The sequence below is a fragment of the Pseudomonas sp. Irchel s3f19 genome (assembly GCF_900187555.1).
GTDB lineage: Bacteria > Pseudomonadota > Gammaproteobacteria > Pseudomonadales > Pseudomonadaceae > Aquipseudomonas > Aquipseudomonas capeferrum.
The window spans coordinates 39,435-55,393 of sequence record NZ_FYDW01000012.1; the positions used below are offsets into that span (position 1 = coordinate 39,435).

13 protein-coding genes are annotated in these 15,959 nt (G+C 63.6%); 6 read left to right on the forward strand and 7 right to left on the reverse strand.

Features of this window, described 5'->3' with window-relative positions; translation table 11 throughout:
* Positions 1-49: 49 nt before the first annotated feature.
* From CKW22_RS22020 to CKW22_RS22050, 7 genes are all read right to left on the reverse strand, one after another.
* Positions 50-859 carry a gamma-glutamyl-gamma-aminobutyrate hydrolase family protein gene (locus CKW22_RS22020; RefSeq protein WP_033697389.1) on the reverse strand — a complete coding sequence of 270 codons (810 nt, stop codon included), beginning with the start codon at positions 857-859 and terminating at the stop codon, positions 50-52.
* A gap of 369 nt (positions 860-1,228) precedes the next feature.
* The gene (locus tag CKW22_RS22025; protein WP_047583739.1) at positions 1,229-2,011 is read right to left on the reverse strand and encodes an amino acid ABC transporter ATP-binding protein; all 783 of its coding nucleotides are present in this window, start codon (positions 2,009-2,011) and stop codon (positions 1,229-1,231) included.
* A gap of 20 nt (positions 2,012-2,031) precedes the next feature.
* Positions 2,032-3,276 carry an FAD-binding oxidoreductase gene (locus CKW22_RS22030; RefSeq protein ID WP_033697391.1) on the reverse strand — a complete coding sequence of 415 codons (1,245 nt, stop codon included), beginning with the start codon at positions 3,274-3,276 and terminating at the stop codon, positions 2,032-2,034.
* Between the two features lie 16 nt (positions 3,277-3,292).
* Positions 3,293-4,003, reverse strand: coding sequence for an ABC transporter permease (locus tag CKW22_RS22035; RefSeq protein ID WP_033697392.1), 711 nt, complete (start codon positions 4,001-4,003; stop codon positions 3,293-3,295).
* Positions 4,000-4,719 (reverse strand): ABC transporter permease, encoded by a 720-nt coding sequence (locus CKW22_RS22040; protein WP_033697393.1) that lies wholly within the window; start codon positions 4,717-4,719, stop codon positions 4,000-4,002. The genes CKW22_RS22035 and CKW22_RS22040 overlap by 4 nt, the downstream gene beginning before the upstream one ends.
* 241 nt (positions 4,720-4,960) lie before the next feature.
* Positions 4,961-5,713, reverse strand: coding sequence for a transporter substrate-binding domain-containing protein (locus CKW22_RS22045; RefSeq protein WP_033697395.1), 753 nt, complete (start codon positions 5,711-5,713; stop codon positions 4,961-4,963).
* A gap of 21 nt (positions 5,714-5,734) precedes the next feature.
* On the reverse strand, positions 5,735-6,607 hold the full coding sequence (locus tag CKW22_RS22050) for a MurR/RpiR family transcriptional regulator (RefSeq protein ID WP_033697396.1): 873 nt from the start codon (positions 6,605-6,607) through the stop codon (positions 5,735-5,737).
* Between the two features lie 142 nt (positions 6,608-6,749).
* Here CKW22_RS22050 and CKW22_RS22055 point away from each other — a divergent pair, with 142 nt between their 5' ends.
* The 6 genes from CKW22_RS22055 (at position 6,750) to CKW22_RS22080 (ending at position 15,851) form a co-directional block, all read left to right on the forward strand.
* Positions 6,750-7,775: an Ldh family oxidoreductase gene (locus tag CKW22_RS22055; RefSeq protein WP_033697397.1), complete on the forward strand. Its 1,026-nt coding sequence runs from the start codon at positions 6,750-6,752 to the stop codon at positions 7,773-7,775.
* Positions 7,776-7,913: 138 nt separating this feature from the next.
* The gene (locus tag CKW22_RS22060; protein ID WP_033697399.1) at positions 7,914-9,110 is read left to right on the forward strand and encodes an amino acid aminotransferase; all 1,197 of its coding nucleotides are present in this window, start codon (positions 7,914-7,916) and stop codon (positions 9,108-9,110) included.
* 196 nt (positions 9,111-9,306) lie between these two features.
* Positions 9,307-10,587 (forward strand): serine/threonine transporter, encoded by a 1,281-nt coding sequence (locus CKW22_RS22065; RefSeq protein ID WP_033697400.1) that lies wholly within the window; start codon positions 9,307-9,309, stop codon positions 10,585-10,587.
* Positions 10,588-10,755: 168 nt separating this feature from the next.
* Positions 10,756-11,256: a thiol peroxidase gene (tpx, locus tag CKW22_RS22070; protein WP_033697401.1), complete on the forward strand. Its 501-nt coding sequence runs from the start codon at positions 10,756-10,758 to the stop codon at positions 11,254-11,256.
* Between the two features lie 231 nt (positions 11,257-11,487).
* Positions 11,488-12,759, forward strand: a complete 1,272-nt coding sequence (locus CKW22_RS22075; RefSeq protein WP_095065104.1) for an MdtA/MuxA family multidrug efflux RND transporter periplasmic adaptor subunit — start codon at positions 11,488-11,490, stop codon at positions 12,757-12,759.
* The gene (locus tag CKW22_RS22080; protein ID WP_095065106.1) at positions 12,756-15,851 is read left to right on the forward strand and encodes an MdtB/MuxB family multidrug efflux RND transporter permease subunit; all 3,096 of its coding nucleotides are present in this window, start codon (positions 12,756-12,758) and stop codon (positions 15,849-15,851) included. Before CKW22_RS22075 ends, CKW22_RS22080 begins: the two co-directional genes overlap by 4 nt.
* The last annotated feature ends 108 nt before the right edge of the window (positions 15,852-15,959 follow it).

Genomic DNA, 15,959 nt, shown 5'->3' on the forward strand with positions numbered 1-15,959 from the left:
CGGGGGCGGCCTTGCGCCGCCCCGCGATCAAAGCTAACGAAGCTTTGTGTCAGGCAGCCTGATGGTGCTTGACCTGGGACTTGCGGACCTGGGCACGGCACGCATCGCCGAACGCCTGGAAGATCTTGATCGAATCAGGGTTCTTCGCGGCTTGCCACTCGGGGTGCCACTGCACCGCGAACAGGAAGGGCGAAATGCTCGGGGCATGGATGGCCTCGACCAGGCCGTCTTCGGCCAGGGCAATAGGCTCGATGCCTTTACCCAGGTTGCGCAGGCCTTGGCCATGCAGCGAGTTCACGCGGATCTCGTCGCAGCCCAGGGTGTCGCGCAGCCAGCTACCTGGCTTGACCTTCACACTGTGGACCTGGGCGTACTGTACTTCGACCGGGTCTTCGGGGTTTTCACGGTGGTCGTTGAAGCCTGGCTCGGCATACACCTTCTGGTAGATGTCGCCACCCAGGGCCACGTTGATTTCCTGCATGCCGCGGCAGATGCCGAAAATCGGCAGGCCACGCTTGATGGCTGCCTTGACCAGCGGGATGTCGAACAGGTCGCGTGCTTTATCCTGGCCCTTGCCCGGGGTTTCGTTGTCCTGGCCGTACAGGGCCGGGTCGATGTTGCTGCCGGCACCGGTCAGGTAGACGCCGTCGGCCATGTTCAGATAGGTCTCGAGGTCTTCGGTGCCACAGCAAGTGGGTACCAGGACCGGGACGCAATCGGCGAAGTCGACCAGCGGCGTGATGTATTTATGGGTCATGACCTGATAGTCATGGCCTTTGCGCTCTTGGCTGCCCATGGTCATCAGGACGACGGGTTTGCGCAGGGAAGGTTGCTTGTTGCCAATGTTGCTGTTGGACATATGTCACCTTGGGACAGGTTCGACCTGTCGTTGTTGTGCAGGCGCACGGCCGGGGCCTTGTGTGCGACCTGAAGCCCCGAGCACTGCCGGCTCGTCAGAGGCGACGATTCCGGTCGGGACTTGTTGATAGCTTGCCAGAGCCGTTCGATATGTCAAACGACTGGTAGAGGCTTTAGCGGGGGGGATACGCCGAATTCAGGGGGGTTAAACCGTTGCAGCCCTGTAGCGGCAAGGGTTTGGCAGGGGGTTAGGTCAATTATATTTAACGACGCAGTTGGTTCATTGCACCGCTGCAATGAAGGGGGGCTGTACCGGCCTCTTGGTGGGCAAGCCCGCTGCCAAAGGAAGCCGGTACAGGGAGGAACGGGCTCAGTGCAGAATCTGCGCCAGGAAACCCTTGGCCCGTTCTGTCTTGGGCTGGTTGAAGAACACCTGTGGCGGGCTGTCCTCGATGATCTGCCCGCCCTCAAGGAACAGCACCCGTTCGGCCACCTGCCGGGCAAAGCCCATCTCATGGGTAACGCAGAGCATGGTCATGCCCGTGCCGGCCAGTTGCACCAGGACATCCAGCACTTCGGCGACCATTTCCGGGTCCAGTGCCGAGGTCGGCTCATCGAACAGCATGATCCGGGGTTTCATGCACAAGGCGCGGGCAATGGCCACGCGTTGCTGCTGGCCACCGGAAAGCTGGCTGGGGTATTTGTGCGCCTGGGACTCGATGCCGACCTTGCACAGGTACATCCGTGCCCGTTCTTCGGCGTCCTTGCGCGACAGCCCGCGCACGCTGGTAGGGGCCAGCAGGCAATTGTCGAGCACAGTCATGTGCGGGAACAGGTTGAAGTGCTGGAACACCATGCCGATTTCGCTGCGGATCTGCGCCGCCTGGCGTGTGGTGGCAGCCAGGTCGGTGCCATCAACCTGGATGCTGCCCTGTTGGGCCACTTCCAGGCGGTTGATGCAGCGGATCAGGGTCGACTTGCCCGAACCGGACGGGCCACAGAGGACGATGCGTTCGCCTTCGCGTACCTGCAGGTTGATGTCGTGCAGCACATGGTACGCGCCATAGTGCTTGTTCAGGCCCTCGATGCGGATGAGCACCGGGCGCGGGTCGGGTTCTGGGGCAAGGCTGGCAAGGCTCAGAGGGGCGGTCATATTGTTGTTCTCCGCAAGGTTCAGTCGAAACGCGTCGCGCTGTAGGGCGCAGGGTCGGTAAAGGGGCGCTCGCCGGTCAGAAGCTCTGCCAGCAGCCGGCCACTGACCGGGCCAAGGGTGAGGCCATGGTGGGCATGGCCGAAGTTGAACCACAGGCCTTGGTGCCGAGGGGCAGGGCCAATTACCGGGCGCATGTCTGGCAGGCACGGGCGACGGCCCAGCCAAGGGGTATCGTCGAGGCGCTCGCCGAGCGCCGGGAACAAGCGCCTGGCCAAGGCCTCGCAGCGGCGCAGCTGGATCTCGTTGCCGGGCGCATTACTGGCGGCAAACTCGATGCCGGTGGTCAGGCGCACGCCCCGGGCCATGGGCGCCAGCACGTAGCCGCCTTGGGTATCGCAGACCGAGTGTTCGAGTTGCGCACCGTCGCGGGTGCTGTAGTGCATGTGGTAACCGCGTTTGATCGCCAACGGGATCTTGTACCCCAGGCCTTCGTACAAGTCTGCCGACTGTGGACCGAGGCAGACCACCACTTCGTTTGCGGTGACAGGGCCACGACGGCTGTCGACCTGCCATTGCCCTTCCACTTGGCGCAGGCTGCGCGCATCACCATGCAGGAACTGCCCACCACGCTGCACGAACAACGCGGCATAGCCCCGGGTGAGGCCACCGGGATTGTTCACCGTCTTCGGGTCGAGCCAGTGAATGCCACCGACCACGGTGCTGTCCAGTTGGTGCTCGCGGGCCTGGAGCTGCCCGCATTCGAGGATTTCATACTGCAGGCCGTAGCGGCTCAGGCCTTTGACCTCGGCCTTGGCCTGCTCGAACAGGGCCGGGTCACGGAACACTTCGATCCAGCCTTTGGCCTGTACCAGCCCTTCAAGGCCGGCGGCTTTGATCAGGGCGTCGTGCTCCTCGACGCAGCGTTGCACCAGCGGCAGCATGTCGGCAGCGGCGCCCGCCAGGCGCCCCGGCGCCGATTGGCGCCAGTAGCGCCACAGCCAGGGCGCGGCCTTGGGCAAGTGCAGGAGGCTGTAGCGCACGTCAGGCTGGCGGTTCAGGCCGTAGCGCAGCAGCGCACCGGCTTGGCGCGGGAAGGCATACGGGATGACGCTGGAGCGCTCGATCAGCCCGGCGTTGCCATGGCTGGTACCGCTGCCGGGTTCGTCACGGTCGATCAGAATCACCTGGCGCCCACGCGCCTGCAGGTGCAGCGCGGTGCTGACGCCGACAATGCCGGCGCCGAGGACGAGGGTCTGGCAATGCATGGTAGGTATCCTTCGGTCAGTTCAGGTGGCGGCCCAGGCGGGCTTCCAGGTGTTTCAGGAGGCGCCGCACCAGCTCGACGATCACCAGGTAGAGCACGGCGGCCCACAGGTAGATCTGGAAGTCGAAGCTGCGCGAGAACGCCAGTTTGGTCACGCCCATCAGGTCGTAGATGGTTACCAGCGAGGCAATGGCGCTGGCCTTGATCATCAGAATCAATTCATTGCCCAGCGGGCCGATGGCCACCAGCAACGACTGCGGCAGGATCACCTTGAAGAAGGTGGTCGAGCGTTTCAGGTTCAGCGCCCGCGCAGCTTCGTACTGCCCAGGCGCGACGGCCATCAGGCTGCCGCGGAAGATCTCGGCCTGGTAGGCGGCGGTGTTCAGGGTGAACGCCAGCAAGGTGCAGAACCAGGCCTCGCGGAAGAACCACCACAGGCCGACGTCCTGCCAAAACCCCTTGAGCGAACCGAGGCCGTAATAAAGCAGGAACAACTGAGCCAGCAGCGGCGAGCCGCGGAAGAAGTACACGTAACCGGCGGCCATGCGTTGCAGCAGTTGGCTGCGCGACAGGCGTGCCAGTGCCAGCAACAGGCCGAGCACGGCACCCAGGGTGAACGAAATCGCCACCAGCTTGGCTGTTACCAGCAGGCCATCGACGAAGCGTGGGCCGTAGCGTTCCAGCAGGTCGGGGTCGAGGACTACCGCCAGCCATTGTTCGACGTTCATGCCCGGGCTCCTTGCAGGTGGCGGCTGCTACGCCGCTCGATGAAGGCAAAGACCCGGCCCGAGACTGCCGAAAACAGCAGGTAGCCCAGGCAGGCAACGCCATAGAAGAACATCGGTTCCTTGGTCACGCTCACCGCCAGGTTGGTCTGGCGCATCAGGTCGACCAGCGAGATGGTCGACACCAGCGAGGTGTCCTTGAGCAACGACAGCCAGTTGTTGGACAGGCCGGGCAGGGCGATGCGCGTCAGTTGCGGCAGCACTACCTTGAAGAAGCCTGTGCGTTTGCTCAGGCCCAATGCCGAGCAGGCCTCAAGCTGCCCTTTGGGCAGGGTCTTGAAGGCGGCCAGCCAGATCTCGCTGGAAAACGCGGCAAACACCAGGCTGAACGCGATCATCGCGGCCAGGAAGGTGTTGATTTGGAACTCGCCCTGGTAGCCCATGGCGGCCAGCAGCTTTTGCGCTGCGATCTGGCAGCCGTAATAGATGATCAGCAAGGTCAGCAGTTCGGGCAGGCCGCGGAAAACGGTCGAGAAGGTCGTGGCCCAGGCCCGGGGCAGGCGCTTGCGCGAGCGCGCCGCGAGGGCCACGGCCAGCCCCATGGGCAGGCCGATGGGCAGGCAGGCGAGGGCCAGCGAGACGGTTACCAGGGCACCGGCCAGCAACGCCTGGCCCCAGCCTCCGCTGGCAAAAGACAGCAAGGACAATTGATCGAGCATGACAAACCCCTTGGACGGGTAATGCGGTCGCTGTAGGAGCGGCCTTGCGTCGCGAAAGGGCCGCGTAGCGGCCCCGGCAATCTGTGCCGTTGCATAAATCCCGGGGTCGCAAAACGTCCCCCGGCAATCTGTGCCGTCGCATACATCCCGGGGCCGCAAAACGTCCCCGGCAATCTGTGCCGTCGCATAGATCCCGGGGCCGCTACGCAGCCCTTTCGCGACGCAAGGCCGCTCCTACAGATCAGTTGTAGATATCGAAAGCGAAGTACTTGCTGGCGATCTTCTGGTAGGTACCGTTGGCGACGATCTGTTGCAGCGCGGTGTTCAGGCGCTGGCGCAGCGCCTCGTCTTCCTTGCGCACGGCAATGGCGGCGTCGGCCTTGGTGTCGGCCACGTCGCCGAGGATCTTGCAGCAGTCCTGGCCGTTCTTGTTCATCCACTCGTGCAGGGGGAACTTGTCGGCGATCACCCCGTCCAGGCGGCCCGCGGCCAGGTCGGCGTTGGCTTCGTCCATGGTCGGGTACAGCTTCACATCGGCGCCGGCCTTGCCATAGACGTCTTCGGCATAGATGGCCTGGGTCGAAGAGGACTGCGCGCCGACGGTGTAGCCGACGAAATTGTTCTGGGCGTCGCTGATCTCGCTGTCCTTGGCCACGGCCACGGTCAGCGGGGTGCGGTAGTAATGATCGGTGAAGGCGATTTTCTTGCGGCGCTCTTCGGTGTCGATCATCGACGCGACCACGGCGTCGTACTTACGTGCCATCAGGGCCGGGATGATGCCTTCCCAATCCTGGGCCACCAGCGTGCACTCGACTTTCATCTGTTCGCACAGGGCGTGGGTGATGTCGATGTCAAAGCCGTGCAGTTGGTTATCGGCGTCGACATAGTTGAAGGGCGGGTACGCGCCCTCGGTGGCGAAGCGCAGGGTTTCGGCACTGGCGGCGCCCGTCAGCAGCAGGGCACACGCACCCACCATAGCCATGGTCTTGTTCATCTCGCACCTCTTGCACTCTTGCTATTGTTGTTTTGCCGACGGCCACGAGGTGTAGCCGACGAATTCGTTATGTAGAGCGGCAGTCGCTTCCAAGCGTTTTTCAACATCCGGCCCGAGCTTCTTGCAGACCTCGTTGACCATCAGGTGCACCCACGACAGCATGGTCGCGGTGGATTCCCAGAACAGATTGAACTCGGTGGGGATGCGGAACACCTCGTCGGCGTTGGCATCGGCCCAGTCACAGAAGGTGTCGGTCACCAGGGTGACCGCAATGCCGGCTGCGCGCGCCTTCTGGCACAGCTGCAGGGCGTGACGTGAATAGCGGCGGGCCTCGAACACCACCAGTGCGCTGTCTTCGGCGCGGCCCAGCAGCACGTCGCCGAAATGCCCGGCGCTGAGGTCGACCAGTTGCACGCCATCGCGCAGGTACTGCAGCAGGTGGCTCATGCACATGGCGACGCCGCGCTCGGTCTGAAAGCCCGCGACGAATACCCGCTGCTTGCTCGCCAGGCGTTGCGCGGCGCGGTGCCAGGGCTCGCTCTGGCGGTACTCGTGCACGCGGACCAGGGCGGCGATTTCCAGCTCCAGGCTGCCGGCGGTGTCGCTGGCATCGTGGTTCTGGCGGTAGTCTTGCAGGCGGTCACCCACCAGCCATGGGCCATCGCCCAGGTCGTTCTGCAGGTCTTGCTTGAGCGCCTTGAGGTGGGCATAACCTAACGAGCGGCAGAAACGGCCGACACTGGATTCGCTGACGCCGAGCTTGGCAGCAATGCTGGCCGAGGTCTGGAACGGCAGTTCGTGCAGGTTGGCGAGCATGTAGCTGGCGATCGTGCGGCCTGAGGCGGCAGCCCCTTGCAGGCTGTTTTCCAGGCGTTGCTTGATCGGTTGGCTCATGCTGCATCTCCGGGGTGAGGCTTGCGATAGAAAATGAATGTTTTCTGTCATCAAGTCAACATTTGACAGATAGCTGTCACATGCAGGAAAGTTTTTGTCGTTGCAACGCTGTAGCCATTCCAATTCCAACAAGGAGCTTCAGATGTCCGCACCTTCCACCGGCACTGTCGTACGCGTGCCTTTTACCGAGCTGCAGACCCTCTTGCAGGCGATTTTTCAGCGTCATGGCTGCAGCGAGACAGTGGCCCAGGTGCTTGCCCACAACTGCGCCAGCGCCCAGCGCGATGGCGCCCACAGCCACGGGGTGTTCCGTATTCCGGGCTATGTTTCGACCCTGGCCAGCGGCTGGGTCAATGGGCGTGCCACCCCGAAGGTGACCGACGTGGCCTCCGGTTATGTGCGTGTCGATGCCGCCGGCGGCTTCGCCCAGCCGGCACTGGCAGCGGCCCGTGCGCTGTTGCTGGAAAAGGCCCGCAGCGCCGGTATCGCCGTGCTGGCCATTCACAACTCGCACCATTTCGCCGCGCTGTGGCCGGATGTCGAGCCGTTCGCCGACGAGGGCCTGGTGGCGCTCAGCGTGGTCAACAGCATGACCTGCGTGGTGCCGCATGGCGCCCGCAAGCCGCTGTTCGGCACCAACCCCATCGCCTTTGCCGCGCCCTGCGCCGAACACGACCCGATCGTCTTCGACATGGCCACCAGCGCCATGGCCCACGGTGACGTGCAGATCGCCGCCAGGGCTGGCCAGCAGTTGCCCGAGGGTATGGGCGTGGACGCCAATGGCCAGCCGACCACCGACCCCAAGGCCATTCTCGAAGGCGGCGCCTTGTTGCCGTTTGGCGAGCACAAGGGCTCGGCGCTGTCGATGATGGTCGAGTTGTTGGCCGCAGCGCTGACCGGCGGGCACTTTTCCTGGGAGTTCGACTGGTCCGGGCACCCAGGGGCGAAAACGCCATGGACCGGGCAGCTGATCATCGTCATCGACCCGAGCAAGGCCGAAGGCGAGCGTTTTGCCCAGCGCAGCCGCGAACTGGTGGAGCAGATGCAGGCGGTGGGGTTGACGCGGATGCCGGGCGAGCGCCGCTACCGCGAGCGTGAAGTGGCCGAGGAGGAGGGCGTGGCGCTGACCGAGCAGGAGCTGCATGGCCTCAAGGCGCTGCTGGGCTGAGCCAGGCTGTCGGCGCAGATTGGCGGCTGTGCAATCTTGCATAGACAACCTGCACAATAGGTGATGTTACTCAGCAGCGACTCCGGGTATCCTCAGGGCAGCCTTTCCGAACTGTCCTGATCCAAGGAGCTGCACGCTGTGTTCAAACATGTCGATGCCTATGCCGGCGACCCGATCCTCTCGCTGATGGAAACCTTCAAGGCCGATCCCCGTGCCGACAAGGTCAACCTGAGTATCGGCCTGTACTACGATGAAGCCGGCGTGGTGCCGCAGTTGGCAGCGGTGGATGCGGTCGAGAAACGCATCGCCGGCCAGGCTCACGAAGCCTCGCTCTACCTGCCGATGGAAGGCCTGGCCAGCTACCGCCAGGCCATTCAGGCACTGCTGTTCGGTGCCGATCACCCGGCGGTGACCGGCGGCCGAGTGGCCACCGTGCAGACCGTGGGCGGTTCTGGCGCACTGAAAGTCGGTGCCGACTTCCTCAAGCGTTATTTCCCGCAGTCCGAAGTCTGGGTCAGCAACCCGACCTGGGATAACCACCGCGCCATCTTCGAAGGCGCCGGTTTCAAGGTGAATAGCTACCCGTACTTCGACCAGACCAGCCGTGGCGTCGACTTCGCTGGCATGCTGCAAGCGCTGCAGACCTTGCCGGCCAACAGCGTCGTGCTGCTGCACCCGTGCTGCCACAACCCGACCGGTGCCGACCTGGACCAGAACCAGTGGCAGCAAGTGGTGGAAGTGGTCAAGGCGCGTCAGCTGATCCCGTTCCTCGACATCGCCTACCAGGGCTTCGGTGAGGGGCTGGTCGAAGATGCCTTCGCCATCCGCGAAATGGCCCGTGCCGGCGTGCCGTGCCTGGTCAGCAACTCGTTCTCGAAAATCTTCTCGCTGTACGGCGAGCGAGTAGGGGGCCTGTCGGTGGTCTGCGACGACGACGCCACTGCCCAGAGCGTACTCGGCCAGTTGAAGGCTACCGTGCGCCGCAACTACTCCAGCCCTCCCAACTTCGGTGCTCAGCTGGTTGCCGGCGTGCTCGGCGATGCCGCGCTCAATGCCCAGTGGGCGGCGGAGGTCGAAGTGATGCGCAAGCGTATCCTCGACATGCGTCAGGCACTGGTCGATGCCCTGGGCACGCTGCTGCCGGGGCAGGACTTCCAGTTCTTCCTGCGCCAGCGCGGCATGTTCAGCTACACCGGTTTCAGCGTCGAGCAGGTGCGTCGCCTGCGTGACGAGTTCGGCGTGTACCTGATCGACAGCGGCCGGGTGTGCATGTCTGGCCTGCGGCCGGCCAACCTGCAACGGGTGGCCGAGGCGTTCGCCGCGGTTCAGCAGTAATGTGACAGGGGGGCCGTAAAGCGGTCCCCTTGGTTTCACCTTGTTGTCATGACAAGTGCAACCGTCCCTCGGACGGGGCTTCGCAAGTGCAACCTTTCAGTGCACAATCGCGCCCTCTTTTTCGGTTGAGGGGTGCGATACGTCTGTTTCGCCACTCTCAGCCTGTTGCAGTCTTGCGAGTGGAGCTACACCCGGAATGAATGAGCAGGCCCCAAGCGTCGAACGGCGCTATGAAGAATCGACCCCGGCAGCCTTGGGCAGCTGGGCACGTCAAGACACCACCTGGATGCTGGGCCTGTTTGGCACTGCCATCGGTGCAGGCACCTTGTTCCTGCCCATCAATGCCGGCTTGGGTGGCTTCTGGCCGTTGCTGATCCTGGCCGTACTGGCCTTCCCGATGACCTACTTCGCCCACCGCGGGCTGACCCGTTTTGTCCTTTCCGGGCGCACGGGCGGCGATATCACGCAAGTGGTCGAGGAACATTTCGGCATCAAGGCCGGTGCGCTGATCACCGTGCTGTACTTCTTCGCCATCTTCCCGATCCTGCTTATCTATAGCGTGGCGCTGACCAACACCGTTACCAGCTTCATGGAAAACCAGTTGCACATGACGCCGCCGCCACGGGCGCTGCTGTCGTTCGTGCTGATCCTCGGCCTGCTGGCCATTGTGCGTTGCGGTGAGCAGGCCACGGTCAAGGTCATGAGCCTGCTGGTCTACCCGTTCATCGTTGCCCTGGCGTTGCTGGGCCTGTACCTGGTCCCGCACTGGACCGGGGGTATCCTCGACAGCGCCACGCAACTGCCCTCGGGCTCCGCCTTCCTGCACACCGTGTGGCTGGCGATTCCGGTGATGGTGTTCTCGTTCAACCACTCACCGATCATCTCGGCCTTCGCCGTCGACCAGAAGCGCCGCTACGGCGAGCATGCCGATGAGCGCAGCGGCCAGATCCTCGCCCGCGCCCACCTGCTGATGGTGGCCATGGTGCTGTTCTTCGTCTTCAGTTGCGTGCTGACCCTCAGCAGTGCCCAACTGGCTGAGGCCAAGGCGCAGAACCTGTCGATCCTGTCGTACCTGGCCAACCACTTCAGCAACCCGACCATCGCCTTTGCCGCACCACTGATCGCCTTCATTGCCATCGCCAAGTCGTTCCTGGGCCACTACATCGGCGCCAGCGAAGGCCTCAAGGGCATCATCGTCAAGGCCGGTGCGCGCCCGGGTGCAAAAACCCTGGACCGCGTGGTCGCTGCGCTGATGCTGGTGGTCTGCTGGATTGTCGCCACCCTCAACCCGAGCATTCTGGGCATGATCGAATCGCTGGGCGGCCCGATCATCGCGGTGTTGCTGTTCCTGATGCCGATGTACGCCATTCGCCGTGTACCGTCGATGCGCAAGTACAGCGGCGCGATGTCCAATGTGTTCGTCGTGACAATCGGCGTGGTTGCGCTGACTTCGGTGGTTTACGGCTTGCTGAGCTGATTCACCACCGCTGCAAGCAGTGCCCAGGTCGCTTGTCGCGATCTGGGCATTTTTTTTGTCCACAATAATTGTCTGGCAATAGAACAATTTTAACTTCACCCATAGGCACCCGGCCGCCTTCATGCTTAACTCAGTGTCCTTTTCAAACCCCGCATAAGGATTTCGTTCATGGCTCAAGTGACTCTCAAAGGCAACCCGGTTCAGGTCAAGGGCAACCTGCCGCAGGCCGGTGCTCAGGCCCCAGCCTTCTCGCTGGTGGGTGAAGGCCTGGCCGACCAGTCGCTGCAGAACTACGCCGGCAAGCGCAAGGTGCTGAACATCTTCCCAAGCGTCGATACCCCAACCTGCGCCACCTCGGTGCGCAAGTTCAATGCCCAGGCCAATGACGTGGCCAACACCGTGGTGCTGTGCATTTCCGCCGACCTGCCGTTCGCCCAGGCGCGCTTCTGCGGTGCCGAAGGCCTGGAGAACGTGAAAAACCTGTCGACCCTGCGCGGCGCCGAGTTCCTCGAGAACTACGGTGTGGCCATTGCCGACGGCCCGCTGGCCGGCCTGGCTGCGCGTGCGGTAGTGGTACTGGACGAGAACGACAAGGTGCTGCACAGCGAGCTGGTAGCTGAAATCGCTGAAGAGCCTAACTACGAGGCAGCGCTGGCTGTCCTGAAGTAAGGGCTTCTGGCGGGGCCGGTTACCGGTAACGGAACTCCAGCCACGCCCACCGCTCCAAGCAACACCCTGTAACGGCCCGGAACGATTTCCGGGCCGTTTTCGTTTAAAGTTCAGCGTTTTGGCAACGTCAGCCAAAGGTAAACCTCTGGTAAAGGGCCTTTGCTAAAACGATGCCAGTGCTTATCGTTCACCCTCCCCACATCGTTATTCCGAACAAGGTTCGTTCAACCCATGCAAGCGTCCAAATCCCGTTCCTCCCGTCGCTGGCTCGTCGGCCTGCTGATCCTGCTGCTGGTGGCCTTGCTGGCCTGGTGGCTGTGGCCCGCAACGCCGGCCCACACAGAGGCCGGCAGCGGGCGCATGGGCAAGGGCGGGCGCCCAGGGTTCGGCGCATCCAGCGACCCGGTGCCGGTACGCGTCGAGCCGGCACGGGTTGGCGACTTCCCGCTCTATTACAAAGCCTTGGGCACGGTCACCGCGACCAACACCGTCAACGTGCGCAGCCGGGTGGGCGGTGAGCTGGTCAAGATCCACTTCAAGGAAGGCCAGCAGGTCAAGGCCGGCGACCTGCTCGCCGAGATCGACCCGCGCAGCTACCGCATCGCCTTGCAGCAGGCCGAAGGCACCCTGGCGCAGAACCAGGCTCAGTTGAAGAACGCCCAGGTAGACGTCGCGCGCTACCGAGGCCTGTATGCCGAAGACAGCATCGCCAAACAGACCCTCGACACCGCCGAAGCCCAGGTCGCGCAGTTCCAGGGCCTGGTCAAGACCAACCAGGCGCAGGTCAACGACGCGCGCCTGAACCTCGATTTCACCCAGATCCGTGCGCCGATCAATGGCCGTGTAGGGCTGCGTCAGCTCGACCTGGGCAACCTGGTAGCCGCCAACGACACCACGGCGCTGGTCGTCATCACCCAGACCGAGCCGATCAACGTCGTGTTCACCCTGCCGGAAACCGAGCTGAGCACCGTACTGGAACGTTATCGCAGCGGCGCCAGCCTGCCGGTCGAAGCCTGGGACCGCAGCGACAGCAAGCTGCAGTCCAGCGGTGTACTGGGCAGTATCGATAACCAGATCGACACCACCACCGGCACCCTCAAGTTCAAGGGCCGGTTCGAGAACAAGGACCTGGCCCTGTTCCCCAACCAGTTCGTCAACGTGCGCCTGCTGGCCGACACCCTCAAGCAGGTGGTAATGGCCCCTGCGGCGGCCATCCAGTTCGGTAACGACGGCACCTTCGCCTATGTGATCAACGCCGAGAACACCGTCAACGTGCGCAAGCTCAAGGTCGGTGCCAGCGATGGTGAAAACAGCGTGATTCTCGAAGGCCTGGCTGCCGGCGACCGCCTGGTGCTGGAAGGCACCGACCGGCTGCGTGAGGGCACCAAGGTGGACGTGGTGGAAGACAGCTCGCAAGTACCGACCGCCCCCGGTCAGCACCTGCAAGGTCAAGACGCCAAGGGCGCCGCCCAGGCTGCTGAAGCAGGCAAGGCGGGCGCATGAACCTCTCGCGCCTGTTCATCCTGCGGCCGGTCGCCACCACGCTGAGCATGCTGGCCATCGTCCTGGCCGGCCTGATTGCCTACACGTTGTTGCCGGTTTCGGCCCTGCCTCAGGTCGATTACCCGACCATCCGAGTCATGACCTTGTACCCCGGCGCCAGCCCGCAAGTCATGACCAGTGCGGTCACCGCGCCGCTGGAACGCCAGTTCGGGCAGATGCCGGGCCTGACCCAGATGGCCTCGACCAGCTCCGGCGGTGCTTCGGTGCTGACCCTGCGCTTCAGCCTCGACATGAACATGGATGTCGCCGAGCAACAGGTGCAGGCAGCGATCAATGCGGCCAGCAACCTGCTGCCCAGCGACCTGCCTGCACCGCCGGTGTACAACAAGGTCAACCCGGCCGACACCCCGGTGCTGACCTTGGCCATTTCCTCCAAGACCATGCCGCTGCCCAAGCTCAACGACCTGGTCGATACCCGGGTGGCGCAAAAGCTCGCCCAGATCAGTGGCGTGGGCATGGTCAGTATCGCCGGTGGCCAACGCCAGGCGGTGCGCATCAAGGTCAACGTCGATGCCCTGGCTGCCAATGGCCTCAACCTCGATGACGTGCGTACGCTGATCGGCGCGTCCAACGTCAACCAGCCCAAAGGCAACTTCGACGGCCCGACCCGGGTGTCGATGCTCGATGCCAACGACCAGCTGCGTTCCCCGGCGGAATACGCCAACCTGATCCTGGCCTACAACAACGGTGCGCCGCTGCGCCTGAAGGATGTGGCCGAGATCGTCGACGGTGCCGAAAACGAGCGCCTCGCCGCCTGGGCCAACGAAAACCAGGCCGTGTTGCTGAACATTCAGCGCCAGCCGGGGGCCAACGTCATCGAAGTGGTCGACCGGATCAAGGAACTGCTGCCTTCGATCACCGACAACCTGCCGGCCGGCCTCGACGTGTCGGTGCTCACCGACCGTACCCAGACCATCCGCGCTGCGGTCAAGGACGTGCAGCACGAGTTGCTGATCGCCATCGTCCTGGTGGTCATGGTCACCTTCGTGTTCCTGCGCCGTTTCAGTGCCACCCTGATCCCGTCGATTGCCGTCCCGCTGTCGCTGATCGGCACCTTTGGCGTGATGTACCTGGCCGGTTTTTCGGTGAACAACCTGACCCTCATGGCCCTGACCATCGCCACCGGTTTCGTGGTGGACGATGCCATCGTCATGCTGGAGAACATCTCCCGGCACATCGAGGAAGGCGAAACCCCCATGCAGGCCGCGCTCAAGGGCGCCCGGCAGATCGGCTTCACCCTGATATCGCTGACCTTCTCGCTGATCGCGGTACTGATCCCGCTGCTGTTCATGGCCGATGTGGTCGGCCGGCTGTTCCGCGAGTTCGCGATCACCCTGGCGGTGGCGATCCTGATTTCCCTGGTCGTGTCGCTGACCCTCACGCCGATGATGTGCGCGCGCTTGCTCAAGCGCGAGCCCAAGGAAGAAGAGCAGGGCCGTTTCTACCGCGCCAGTGGCGCCTGGATCGACTGGCTCATCGAGCACTACGGCCGCGGCCTGCAGTGGGTGCTCAGGCACCAGCCGCTGACCCTGCTGGTGGCGGTGGCCAGCCTTGCGCTTACCGTGGTGCTCTACATGGCGGTGCCCAAGGGCTTCTTCCCGGTGCAGGACACCGGCGTGATCCAGGGTATTTCCGAAGCGCCGCAATCGACCTCGTTCGCCGCCATGAGCGAGCGCCAGCAGTCGCTGAGCAAGGTAATCCTGCAGGACCCGGCCGTGCAGAGCCTGTCGTCTTACATTGGCGTGGATGGCGACAACGCCACGCTCAACAGTGGGCGTTTGCTGATCAACCTCAAGCCGCACGGTGAACGTAACGTCACCGCCGGCGAGGTCATCAGCCGCCTGCAGCCGCAGCTCGACAAGCTGGTGGGCATCCGCCTGTTCATGCAGCCGGTGCAGGACTTGAGTATCGAGGACCGGGTCAGCCGCACCCAGTACCAGTTCAGCCTGTCCTCGCCTGACGCCGACCTGCTGGCGCAGTGGAGCGGCAAGCTGGTGCAGGCGCTGCAACAGCGCCCGGAGCTTGCCGACGTGGCCAGCGACCTGCAGGACAAGGGCCTGCAGGTGTACCTGGTGATCGACCGCGACATGGCCAGCCGCCTCGGCATCACGGTTGCGCAGATCACCAACGCCTTGTACGACGCCTTCGGCCAGCGGCAGATCTCGACCATCTACACCCAGGCCAGCCAGTACCGCGTGGTGCTGCAGTCGCAAGCCGCCGCCAGCATCGGCCCGCAGGCCCTGGAGTCGATCCACGTCAAGGCCACCGATGGCGGCCAGGTGCGGTTGTCGGCGCTGGCGCGGATCGAGCAGCGCCAGGCGCAGTTGGCGATTTCGCACATCGGCCAGTTCCCGGCGGTGATGATGTCGTTCAACCTGGCCCATGGCGCGTCGCTGGGCGAGGCGGTCAAGGTCATCGAGCAGGTGCAGCAGGAGATCGGCATGCCGATTGGCGTGCAAACCCGCTTCCAGGGCGCCGCAGAAGCCTTCCAGGCCTCGCTGTCGAGCACCTTGCTGCTGATTCTCGCCGCCGTGGTGACCATGTACATCGTGCTGGGTGTGCTCTACGAGAGCTACGTCCACCCGGTGACCATCCTTTCGACCTTGCCCTCGGCGGCGGTCGGCGCGTTGCTGGCATTGCTCATCAGTGGCAACGACCTGGGCATGATCGCCATCATCGGCATCATCCTGCTGATCGGCATCGTCAAGAAGAACGCGATCATGATGATCGACTTCGCCCTTGAAGCCGAACGCCATCAGGGCATGACCCCGCAGGACGCCATCTACCAGGCCGCGTTGCTACGCTTCCGGCCGATCCTGATGACCACCCTGGCTGCGCTGTTCGGTGCGGTGCCGCTGATGCTCGCAACCGGCTCCGGTGCCGAACTGCGCCAGCCGCTGGGCCTGGTGATGGTGGGCGGGCTGCTGGTCAGCCAGGTGCTGACACTGTTCACCACGCCGGTCATCTACCTTTATTTTGATCGGCTTGCGCGTCGTTTTGGTCGGCAGGACGTTGCGGAGGAGCCGGCATGAGCGGCCTCAAGCATCAAGCCGCAAGCTGCAAGCTGATTGGCGTGAGCCGGAGTTCCGAGCCTGCTCGCACGCCCACTTGTAGCTTGCAACTTGCAGCTTGGAGCTGCA

What these genes read in the sequence shown, in the direction of transcription:
- CKW22_RS22020 (WP_033697389.1), bottom strand. Translation starts at nt 859, where the DNA reads ATGTCCAACAGCAACATTGGCAACAAGCAACCTTCCCTGCGCAAACCC.
- CKW22_RS22025 (WP_047583739.1), bottom strand. Translation starts at nt 2,011, where the DNA reads ATGACCGCCCCTCTGAGCCTTGCCAGCCTTGCCCCAGAACCCGACCCG.
- CKW22_RS22030 (WP_033697391.1), bottom strand. Translation starts at nt 3,276, where the DNA reads ATGCATTGCCAGACCCTCGTCCTCGGCGCCGGCATTGTCGGCGTCAGC.
- CKW22_RS22035 (WP_033697392.1), bottom strand. Translation starts at nt 4,003, where the DNA reads ATGAACGTCGAACAATGGCTGGCGGTAGTCCTCGACCCCGACCTGCTG.
- CKW22_RS22040 (WP_033697393.1), bottom strand. Translation starts at nt 4,719, where the DNA reads ATGCTCGATCAATTGTCCTTGCTGTCTTTTGCCAGCGGAGGCTGGGGC.
- CKW22_RS22045 (WP_033697395.1), bottom strand. Translation starts at nt 5,713, where the DNA reads ATGAACAAGACCATGGCTATGGTGGGTGCGTGTGCCCTGCTGCTGACG.
- CKW22_RS22050 (WP_033697396.1), bottom strand. Translation starts at nt 6,607, where the DNA reads ATGAGCCAACCGATCAAGCAACGCCTGGAAAACAGCCTGCAAGGGGCT.
- CKW22_RS22055 (WP_033697397.1), top strand. Translation starts at nt 6,750, where the DNA reads ATGTCCGCACCTTCCACCGGCACTGTCGTACGCGTGCCTTTTACCGAG.
- CKW22_RS22065 (WP_033697400.1), top strand. Translation starts at nt 9,307, where the DNA reads ATGAATGAGCAGGCCCCAAGCGTCGAACGGCGCTATGAAGAATCGACC.
- tpx (WP_033697401.1), top strand. Translation starts at nt 10,756, where the DNA reads ATGGCTCAAGTGACTCTCAAAGGCAACCCGGTTCAGGTCAAGGGCAAC.
- CKW22_RS22075 (WP_095065104.1), top strand. Translation starts at nt 11,488, where the DNA reads ATGCAAGCGTCCAAATCCCGTTCCTCCCGTCGCTGGCTCGTCGGCCTG.
- CKW22_RS22080 (WP_095065106.1), top strand. Translation starts at nt 12,756, where the DNA reads ATGAACCTCTCGCGCCTGTTCATCCTGCGGCCGGTCGCCACCACGCTG.